Annotated in this window: 6 protein-coding genes; 3 read left to right on the top strand and 3 right to left on the bottom strand. The window is 71.4% G+C overall.

Annotated elements, in window-relative coordinates; translation table 11 throughout:
- Window positions 1-116: 116 nt before the first annotated feature.
- On the top strand, window positions 117-1205 hold the full coding sequence (locus ACG2DA_RS20535) for an NAD-dependent epimerase/dehydratase family protein (protein WP_395258269.1): 1089 nt from the start codon (window positions 117-119) through the stop codon (window positions 1203-1205).
- A 159-nt stretch (window positions 1206-1364) separates the two neighbouring features.
- Here the strand turns inward: ACG2DA_RS20535 and ACG2DA_RS20530 are convergent, their stop codons facing one another.
- Complete coding sequence (locus ACG2DA_RS20530; RefSeq protein ID WP_395258267.1) at window positions 1365-2768, bottom strand: deoxyribodipyrimidine photo-lyase; 1404 nt, start codon at window positions 2766-2768, stop codon at window positions 1365-1367.
- Window positions 2769-3006: 238 nt separating this feature from the next.
- On the opposite strand from ACG2DA_RS20530, the gene ACG2DA_RS20525 reads away from it, so the two are divergent.
- A complete protein-coding gene (locus ACG2DA_RS20525; RefSeq protein ID WP_395258264.1) occupies window positions 3007-4161 on the top strand; it encodes a DUF4142 domain-containing protein in 1155 nt (384 codons plus the stop codon).
- Between the two features lie 88 nt (window positions 4162-4249).
- Here ACG2DA_RS20525 and lnt read toward each other — a convergent pair whose 3' ends face one another.
- Together lnt and ACG2DA_RS20515 are read right to left on the bottom strand one after the other, a co-directional pair.
- Window positions 4250-6250 carry an apolipoprotein N-acyltransferase gene (gene lnt / locus ACG2DA_RS20520; RefSeq protein WP_395258262.1) on the bottom strand — a complete coding sequence of 667 codons (2001 nt, stop codon included), beginning with the start codon at window positions 6248-6250 and terminating at the stop codon, window positions 4250-4252.
- A gap of 46 nt (window positions 6251-6296) precedes the next feature.
- The gene (locus ACG2DA_RS20515) at window positions 6297-6920 is read right to left on the bottom strand and encodes a gluconokinase (RefSeq protein WP_395258260.1); all 624 of its coding nucleotides are present in this window, start codon (window positions 6918-6920) and stop codon (window positions 6297-6299) included.
- Window positions 6921-7324: 404 nt separating this feature from the next.
- Between ACG2DA_RS20515 and ACG2DA_RS20510 the strand changes: the two genes are divergently transcribed.
- Window positions 7325-7578: hypothetical protein (locus ACG2DA_RS20510; RefSeq protein ID WP_395258258.1), on the top strand; the 254-nt coding region annotated here is incomplete at its 3' end.

The raw sequence follows: 7578 nt of genomic DNA, 5'->3' as shown, positions 1-7578 counted from the left end.
CGCTCCGCGGCCCCTGCGGGGCGACGCAGAGCGTCGCCCCGAGCGGACGCCCCGGATGCGGTTCCGTTCGCCCCCGTCGTTTCGCATGATGCACCGCCCGTTTGCGAGCCGCCGCGATGTCCGTCGATCCGCCCCGCCCCGCCGGCCGCGTTCTGGTCACCGGGGCCGCGGGGTTTATCGGGGCGAAAGTCGTGGAGCTGCTCCGCCTCAACGGGGCGGAGGTGATCGCGGCGGACGATCTGAATCCGTATTATTCGCCCGCCCTGAAGCGGTCCCGGCTGGATTGGCTGGAGAAGCTCGACGCCCCCGGGGACCTGACCTTCCACCACGTCGACCTGGCGGACCGCAGGGCGACGGAGCGACTGTTCGACTCCGCGGGGCCGGTCGCCTGCGTGATTCACCTCGCCGCCCAGGCCGGCGTACGGCACAGCCTGACCCACCCGCACGCCTACGCGGCCGCGAACCTGGACGGGTTCCTCAACGTGCTGGAGGGCTGCCGCCGGCTGGCCGACGGCGCCGTCAACGACGCCGAGGACCCCGACCGCCCGCCGCCGCACCTGGTGTACGCCTCCAGTAGCAGCGTGTACGGGGCGAACGAGGCGGACACGTTGCAGGCCTCCGACCCGGTCGATCACCCGCTGAGCCTCTACGCCGCCACCAAGCGGGCCAACGAATTGATGGCCCACAGCTACGCCCACCTGTACGGCCTGCCGTGCACGGGCCTGCGGTTCTTCAGCGTCTACGGTCCCTGGGGCCGGCCGGACATGGCCGCGTGGATCTTTACGGAGCGGGTGTTGAAGGGGGAGCCGATCGACGTGTTCGGCGAGGGCAAGATGAGTCGGAGCTTCACCTATATCGACGACGTGGCCGAAGCGACGGTCCGCATCGCCGCCCTCCCGCCGACCGCCCCGCCGCCGGGCGCCGCGCCGGACCGCCCGGACGCCGGCGCCGGGCCGTTCCGCATTCTCAATGTGGGCGGGGGCGAGTCGGTGGAACTCATGCGGTTGATCGCCGCCGTCGAGTCCGCCTGCGGCCGCACCGCGGAGAAGCGGTTCCTGCCCATGCAGCCGGGCGACGTGCCCGCCACCACCGCCGACACCGCCCCGCTGGAGAAGCTCGTCGGACTGCGACCGCACACGACGATCGAGGACGGCATCGCCCGCTTCGTCGCGTGGTACAAAGAGTTTCACGGGCTTTCGAGTTAGCCGCGACCGCAGGGAGCGCTCCCTCCGGTCGCGGGCAAGAAGCGGTTTCAGAACTGAGCGAGCACATCAACCCGAAGCGTGAGCGAGGGCTTCGGCACGGCAGACAGAGCCCCGACTCGCGGCCCTCGCTGACGCTTCGGGTTCGTGTTGAAACTGCGGCTAAGCGGTGCCTTCCGCCCGCTCCACGAGGGCGTTCACCTTTTCGACGTAGCCGTCGATGTCGCATTTGCGCCGCAGGCCGTTGGCGTTCATATACCGCGTTTTGCCGAACACCGGCCGCTCCGTCCACGGGCGGTCGTGCAGGCCGTAGACCCAGTTGACGTTGGCGTAGCTGTTCGCGTCGCGGCCGTCGAGAAAGTATTTGTCGTTGATCTCCCGGGTGATGCGGTTGCCGTACTCCGGCGACTCCGTCCACTCGAGGATCTTCTTGCCCCAGTACATGCGCATGTAATTGTGCATGTAGCCGGTGTGCCGCATCTCCCGCATCGCGGCGTTCCAATACTCGTCGTGCGTCTCGGCCGCTTCGAGTTGCTCGCGGGTATAAACGTGCTCCCGCTCGTCGTCGGCGTGCTCGGCGAGGGTGGTTTTCGCCCAGTCGGGCAGGGCGTCGTAGGAGTCGTAGTTGCGGGGCGTGTAGTGCACGTAATTGTGCGTCAGCTCCCGGCGGACGATCACTTCTTCTAAAAAATCGTCCGTATTCTCCCCCTCGGGGTAGCGTTCTCGCGTCATCAGGACCGCCTCGACGGGGGAGATCTGCCCGAAGTGCAGGGCCATCGAGAGATAGGATAGGTCGTCGGTCTGCGGCTGGTTGCGGTGGGCGGAATATTTTTTGAATCCTCCGTCCAACAGGGCCCGCAGGCGGGTTTTGGCGGCGGTCGTGCCGCCGGGAAAGAACTGCGAGACCGGCCCGACCTCCCGGTCCAGCGTGAGCGCATCGCACAGCGCCGGCACGTCGGCCAGGTCCAGCCCGTCGGGGATCGACAGGTTCCCTGCGTCCCGGTCCAGCGGCGTCGTCGTTAATTCGACCAGAAACCGCTCTCGGTATTTGAGGATCTTGGGGCGAATCGTGCGGGCGGCGTATTCCCGTTTGTCGCTGGCCAGCTCCACCGGGACGACGACGTCCCCCTCCACCTGCGTGAACTCGCATTCGCCCCTCAACGCCTCGGCGACGGACTGCCGCCATTGCTTTTGGAGCCGCAGATAACCGCGATCCACCACCACGGCGGCGGCGTCCTCCGCCAGGGCGATCGCCGCGCGGTCCGGGTCGTCGTGGCGAAGCACGAAGCCGATCCCGCGGCGGGCCAGAGAAGACTCCACCTCCGCCAAACCCTCCAGCATGAACCGGTAGTGCCGCAGGTTGGCGCCGGGGTAGTCGTCCGTCAGCCCGAAACCGACCAGCAGGGGAAGATTGAACTCGTTCGCCCGCCGGGCGGCGTACTCCAGGGCCGGGTTGTGCTCCGCCCGCTGGGAGGCCTGCATCCAATACAACACGTAATCCCCGGGACGGGGAGCGGCGTCGGTCAGCGTGCGGACGCGCTCCGGTTCGATCAATTGCGTGGCCATGGGGGAAGCCTAGCGGCCCGGGGGCGTTTGACCGGCGGAAGGGTGGGGCGGCGTCCCGCGGAACCGCCCCGATGCCGTCCTCGGGGGGCCCGCGACCCGGTTGCGCGGCGGTTGGAGTCCGGCGTCCGCTCCTACCCCAGTAGGGTGACAAGCTGTCCGCAGGAGCGGCTCCGGGGGTTCGACCCTCCGGCGCCCCCTGGCGGGCGCTCCTCTCTCCCACGACCACTCGAACGCTCCGATGCTCACTCGCGCGCTCTCTCTCGCCGCGGCCGTCGCGCTGGCGGCTCCCGCTTTCGCTCAAAGCCAGAGTCAGACACCCCCGGCCCAAGACGACGTCTCCCGGGTTCAAGATCAGATCCGCGCCGGGGCGGACGCCACCCAGAACCGCCTCGACAACGTTCAGGAACGGATCAACCGCACGCAGGACCGCGTTCAGGACCGCGTGCAGGGCCGGCAGGATCGAATTCAGGACCGGGTCGACGGCGTTCAAGAAGACGCCCTGCCGAACCGGGCCGGGAACCGCCAGGACCTCCCGGGCGGCGAACGGCCGATGCTCCGCGACGGGCAGAACCGTCGCGTGCAGGACCGCGACGCCCAGCCGCGGATGAACGCCTCGATGAACGTCCGCGGCAACGCCGCCGCGGTGTCGAGCGACGCCCTGGTGCGTTGGGTCCAGCAGGACAACCAGGCGGAACTGGCCCTCGCCGAATACGCCAAGCAGAAGTCCCAGAACTCGGCCGTCAAAGACTTCGCTGAGAAAATGATCCAGGCCCACACGCAGTTCGGCCAGAAGCTCGACCGACTCGCCGGCTCGTCGGCCCCGGCCGGCGACGCCCCCGGCCGCCGCACCAGCGCCTACCGCGGCGGAACGGCCGACCCGGCCGCCGACCCGGCCGCCGACCCGGCCGCCGCCGACGCGATTGAGGAACAGGTCGCCGACGAGGTGTTGCAGGACGACGCGCTGATCAGCGAAGAGGCCGCCGTCGATCAGATCGTGGACGAGGTAACCGACGAAGCCGACGCCGCCCTGCAGGACCCGGCGCCGAACCCGACCGGGCTGCAGGAACGCACCGCGATGCGTCCAGTGCAGGGCGCCGCAGGCGGCTCCGCCGCGGACCTGCTCGCCTTCCGCGGGCAGCTCACGGAACGCTGCGGCCAAACGCTGAAGCAGAACTTCGACCGGCTCAGCCCGGAGGAATTCGATAAGGCCTACGCCGCCCAGCAGATCGGCGCCCACCTGTCGATGATCGACACCTTGGCCATGGCCGCCGAACAGGCCGACGGCCCTGCCGCCGACGTCTTCAAGGCCGGCCGCGTCGACACCCAGCAGCACCTCACCGAGGCGATCGCGCTGCTGAACAACGTGACGAACCAGCCGAACGCGAACCGCTGAGGTTCGCCCCCGCAGTTCCGACCCCGTGCTTCAGTCCGGACGCGTCCCGCGTCCGGGCTGTTTTCGTGCGCCCGCCTCGGGCTGCCGATCAGGCCGCGACGGCGGCGGTCGGCGCCCGGCGGAGGTTCAGCAGGAGGCCCACGCACGCCGCGGCGGCGCAGAGGAACGCCAGCCAGTCGCCCCACCACAGGTACAGGCTGCGACGCGGGTCCAGCGGCACGTCGGCGATCAGCACGCAGGCCGTATCGTCCGGCAGGGCAGCGTTCGGCACGGCGGAGAGGTCGACCGGCCGGCCCTCTTCGTTGAGGAACACGGCCGGCTGGCGGGGGACGCCGTCGCCGTCGATCACGGCGCTCACGCCGGTGTTGGACGCCCGCACCAGCGGGGTGCGGGTCTCGACGGCCCGGAACAGGCTGACGGCGAGGTGCTGTTCCTGCTCAGCGCTGTCGTCGAACCAGCCGTCGTTGCTCAGCACGGCCAGCAGGTCCGGCCCGCCGTCCTCGCCGGCGCCGTTGACCGGCAGGGCGTTCACGGTGTCGCGGACGAGGTGCGGCACGGTGTCTTCGTAACAGATCAGCGGGGCGACGGTGTACGACGGCGGGGTCTCCCCGTCCTGCGGTTCAGTCCCGAGGGCTTCGATGCGGAAGGCGACCGCGTCGACGCCGGGGCCGATGCCGATCTGCTGGCCGGGCTGCTCGGTGAAGGGGGTGAGGCTGGCGAGGCCGGGGATCTGGGGGACGTATTCGCCGAAGACGACGCGGTGCCGTTTGTCGTAGCGGCCCATCAGGGCGCCGCGGGCGAGGCCGTCGCCGCCGACGCCGCCGGTCGGGGCGGCCATCGCGGCGGAGCCGTAGCGGGTGAAGACCGCCGGCCGCGGGCCGTCGCCGTCCGGGTCGGCAATTTCGCCGGCGGTGGTTCCGGTCAGCAGGTAGGCGCCGGCGGTCTCCGCCAGCGAGGCCAGCGCCACGCCGCCGACGTTGCTGCGGAAGTACTCCGGCGGGGCGACCGGCGTGGCGGCGGCGACGAACGCCTCCTCGGAGACCCCCTCCTTCACGGCGAACAACGGATACGGAAAGGCGCTCTCCGGCCAGACCACGAGGTCCGGTCGGTAGGGCGTCGCCGCGGCGGAGAGGTGCCGGATGGCGGTGAACCGGGCGTCCGCCTGGCCGGCGTCGCTCCGCAGACTGCTGGGGTGGTCGGTCTGCACGAGAGCCACCCGCGGCCCGGCGGGGAAGGCGTCGCCCGCCCGCCGGACGGTACCGTAGATCAGCACGCCGGCCAGCACGCAGACGGCTCCGATCGCCGGCCACAGCGGGGCGAAGCGGGCGGGGTTCGGTTCGTCGTTCGGGATCAGGCCGAGGCGGTTCAGAACCGACCTCGGGACCAGCAGGGCGAGGGCCGCATTGCCCAGCGCCACCACCGCCCCGACGAGGTACGCTCCGCCGACGTCCGCGACCTGGATCAGCGTGGTCCAGTCCCACTGCGAATGGGCCAGCAAGTTCCAGCCGAACCCGGTCATCAGCCTGCCGCGGATCAGTTCGAGTCCGCACCAGACCGCCGGCACGGCGACGGCGAAGGGGACCTTCGCCCGGTGCACCAACCCGCGGGTCGCCAGCACGAACGCCGGGAAATACAGGCCGAGGTACAGGCTCAGCGCCAGCCAGGCCGGGTACATGGCGACGTCGCCCAGCCGCATCCACTGGATCTGACAGGCCGTGCCGACGAACCCGCAGGCCCACAGCGCCCGCACCTCCCAGCGGGTGCGGACGGGGCTGCGGACCAGCAAGCAGAGCGGCGCCAGCGCCGCCCAAGCCAGCGGGCCCCAGGCCAGCGGGTAGAAGCAGGCCCACAGCAGGGCTGCGGCGAGGGCGCCGCAGGCCCAAGCGGTTTTCGCCGGCGGACGCTTCACCGCAGCCGGGGCGGCCTCCCGCAGGATCGCCCGGACCGTCGGTTCGTTCGTCGTCAGCCCGCCGACCGCCTGCGGGTTCGCGGGGGCCGTCACCGGGGCGGTCCGGTTCTGTCCCGAGGCGCCGGGCGTCGGGGGAGCGACCGGCGGGGCGGCGACCGTCGGGGAAGCGAGCGGGGGCATCGGACGGCGGGGCGGGCAGGGCGAACGGCGAAGCTGCGGGCGCGACCTACCACCGTTCGCCCCGTCCGGGCAAGGTGGAAGCCCTCCCCGTCCCCTGCGCCTCCAGCCGGGCGGCCCGGTCGGCGGGGCGGGTGATCAGGCGGACGATGTCGTCCGTGACCTCTTCTTCGTCGGCGTCGCCGTCCACCAGCAGCGTGCCGTCGCCGGGCGTGGGCGGCTCGAGGGCGGCGAACTGGCTGTCCAGCAGGCTCGGGTCGAAGAAGTGCCCGGCCCGGCCGCCCAGCCGACGGATCAGTTCCTCGCGGCTGCAGGCCAGATGGATGATGAGGGTCTCCGCGTCCCGCCGCAGGCGGCGGCGGTAGCGGCTCTTCAGAGCGCTGCACGCCAGAATCGCCGGCACGCCGTTGGCGACGTGGTTCTCCAGCAGGTCGGCGCAGCGTTCCAGCCAGGGGTCGCGGTCGGCGTCGGTCAGCGGCCGGCCGTGGTGCATGGAGTAAACGTTGATCCACGGGTGCAGGTCGTCGCCGTCCACGAAGACCCAGCCCAGTCGGCGGGCGACCCTCTTGCCGATCGTGCTTTTCCCGCACCCGCTGACCCCCGCCAGCACGACGGCGCCGACCTCCCCCGCGGCGGGCGGCGGCGGCGGGTCGGAACGGGCGGACACGGACATGGCCGCAGTGTAAGCGCCGCCGCGGCCTGCCGTCGCCGTTAGGCGGCCGGGGCGGCCGAGCCGGCGCGCCGCCTCTCGGCGACCGCGAAACGGGGCGGTTTGGCGAGGCTGGGGTCACGACGCTGCCTCCGCGGACCCCCGAGCCCTCCCAGACCCCCACCGGCGGGGGCGATTTTTGGGAAATTCCGCCCTTGATCCATCGTGTGCGATCTTGCAGGTCGCGCGCGGCCGAAATAAAACCCGCGTCGCCGCCCCGGCAAGGATTCGCCGGGGCTCCCGTCACCGATCGTCGGTCGGACCCTCGTCTTTCCCCCCGCACTTTGGGAAGACGACTTCGACCGAAGATTTTCGCCCCTCCGGGGCGCGGCCGGGGACGCCCACAACTCAGGGATGAGGACGACCCGATGAAGACTGCCGTACTGCGCCTGTACCGCGGCGACGACGCCGCGACCCCCGAGGAGCCGGGGACCCCCGCCGCCGAGGCGGACGGCGCCGTGGCGACCGCCGACCCGGTCGCCGCCCCCCGGGTGCTGCCGTTCCCCACCCGGGCGATCAGCCGGGACCGCGGCGAGGAGACCGCCCGCACGACCTCCGTCGACGAGGAGGGCCGGGCCGTCACCCTGCGGTTCCACGCCCCGCACGCGACCGGCGGCCGCGG

This window comes from Alienimonas sp. DA493 (genome assembly GCF_043951915.1).
Lineage (GTDB): Bacteria > Planctomycetota > Planctomycetia > Planctomycetales > Planctomycetaceae > Alienimonas.
Note: the sequence above shows the minus strand (reverse complement) of the source record. Positions and strands in the feature narration are given on the sequence as shown.

Bases quoted from the DNA above. Each gene is read 5' to 3' on its own strand.
- ACG2DA_RS20535 (WP_395258269.1), top strand. From the start codon at position 117: ATGTCCGTCGATCCGCCCCGCCCCGCCGGCCGCGTTCTGGTCACCGGG.
- ACG2DA_RS20530 (WP_395258267.1), bottom strand. From the start codon at position 2,768: ATGGCCACGCAATTGATCGAACCGGAGCGCGTCCGCACGCTGACCGAC.
- ACG2DA_RS20525 (WP_395258264.1), top strand. From the start codon at position 3,007: ATGCTCACTCGCGCGCTCTCTCTCGCCGCGGCCGTCGCGCTGGCGGCT.
- lnt (WP_395258262.1), bottom strand. From the start codon at position 6,250: ATGCCCCCGCTCGCTTCCCCGACGGTCGCCGCCCCGCCGGTCGCTCCC.
- ACG2DA_RS20515 (WP_395258260.1), bottom strand. From the start codon at position 6,920: ATGTCCGTGTCCGCCCGTTCCGACCCGCCGCCGCCGCCCGCCGCGGGG.